The organism is Flavobacterium bomense (assembly GCF_003970355.1).
The window spans coordinates 1-795 of record NZ_RYDJ01000097.1; the positions used below are offsets into that span (position 1 = coordinate 1).

Sequence of the window (795 nt, forward strand, 5' to 3'; positions counted from 1 at the left end):
ATCCAATTTATTAAGGATTATAGTTAAAGCTTCAATTTCTTTTTTTGCATCAATGTTGGTTTGATAATCCGCTTGTGCTTGCAATCTATCTCTTTCGCTTTGTCGGTTTTGGGACATCATAATTATTGGCGCAGCATAAGCAGCTTGGGTCGAAAAAAGAAGATTGAGCAAGCTGAAAGGGTACACATCCCAATGATAGAAAAAGCCAACAATATTTAAGACCATCCAAAGAATTACCAAAACTGTTTGTAGGATGATAAATTTCCAAGAACCCATTCCTTTTGCCACTGAATCAGACAAACGGCTGCCAAAACCTAATGTTTCAAAGTGGTTTTCGTGCCAGTTTTTGTTATTTATCATTTGACTCAATTTGGGAGTTAGTTTATTTTTTTATTTGAACATTTCATCCATTCCAGGAATCATTGGCATATCTACTTTGGCGACAGCATCTAATTCGGCTTGGTTTACTTTTGCCGCTTTTTCGATGGCTTTGTTCAAGGTAACAATCAAATAATCTTCTAATTGTTCTTTGTCTTCTAATAAAGAATCAGCTATGGAGATGGATTTTAATTTTCCGTTTGCTGTGAAAGTCACTTTTAATGCGCCGTCAGTGCTTTGCTCGTCTATTAAAACCGAATCCAATCGCAATTTTGTTTCTTCTATTTTTCTTTGAGTTTCTTTCAATTTACCCATCATTCCCATTAAATCCATTGTAATAATTTTTAAAATATGTGCTGCAAAATTAGTATATTGCAAACTTATATTTAATAAACATTTCATAAAATATAGATTCAT

General features: G+C 33.2%; 2 protein-coding genes. Both read right to left on the bottom strand.

What is annotated here, in order from left to right:
- On the bottom strand, window positions 1–360 hold a 360-nt coding region (locus tag EKL98_RS15815; RefSeq protein WP_148104436.1), incomplete at its 3' end, for a DUF1003 domain-containing protein.
- A 30-nt stretch (window positions 361–390) separates the two neighbouring features.
- On the bottom strand, window positions 391–711 hold the full coding sequence (locus EKL98_RS15820) for a YbaB/EbfC family nucleoid-associated protein (RefSeq protein WP_126563132.1): 321 nt from the start codon (window positions 709–711) through the stop codon (window positions 391–393).
- Window positions 712–795: the final 84 nt, after the last annotated feature.

What these genes read in the sequence shown, in the direction of transcription:
- EKL98_RS15820 (WP_126563132.1), bottom strand. Translation starts at nt 711, where the DNA reads ATGGATTTAATGGGAATGATGGGTAAATTGAAAGAAACTCAAAGAAAA.